Source organism: Roseomonas sp. KE2513 (genome assembly GCF_016107305.1).
In the GTDB taxonomy this organism is placed as follows: Bacteria; Pseudomonadota; Alphaproteobacteria; order Acetobacterales; family Acetobacteraceae; genus Roseomonas.
The window spans coordinates 1-676 of the sequence record NZ_RCVR01000175.1 but is presented as its reverse complement, the minus strand read 5'-3'; the positions used below and the strand labels follow the sequence as shown (position 1 = coordinate 676).

Genomic DNA, 676 nt, shown 5'->3' with positions numbered 1-676 from the left:
ACTAGGGCCTGTTAGCGCCTGAATCCTTGGCAAGATGCCTGCGTTCTCTGGCTTTTTGGAGAACGGGATGGCGCTGACGGATGAGCAGTGGGCGGTGCTGGAGCCGCTAGTTGAGGCCTGCCGCCCGCACGCCAAGGTACCACCTCAGCACCTGCGGCGGACCATCGGCGCGATCCTTTGGCGGCACGACAACGGCGCGAAGTGGCGAGCCCTCCCGGCGGAGGAGGGGCCCTGGTGGGTTCGGAGCACTGCTCCGAACGCCACGGGCTGGCGGCGCAGACCTTCATTCGGTGGTCTCGCCTGGGTGTCTGGGAACGCCTGCTGAGCATGGCGCAGGAGGGAAGTGTCGGGCTCGGTATGACCTTCCTCGATGGCACCTCGGTCCGGGCGCACGCCAAGGCAGCAGGAGCAGCCAAAAAGCGGCGTCAGCGGCGGAGCGGGACGAGCGTGAGGCGCTTGGCCGCTCTCGTGGAGGCTTCGGTACCAAGGTCTGCGTGATCGCAGACAGCGCGGGCCACGCCGTCGCCTTCTCACTGGCCCCAGGGCAAGCGCACGAACTGCCCCACGCCGTGCCCCTCCTCGCAGCCCTCCCCGGCGTGCCGCTCTGGGTGGTGGGCGACCGCGGCTACTCCAGCCATACCTTCCGCGAGCACGTCTGGGACCTCGGCGCGCGACC

1 pseudogene is annotated in these 676 nt (G+C 68.9%); it reads left to right on the top strand.

The annotated features are described in order from the left end of the window. Nucleotides 1-67: 67 nt before the first annotated feature. Nucleotides 68-676: pseudogene (locus D9599_RS30815) on the top strand (IS5 family transposase); the annotation flags it as partial.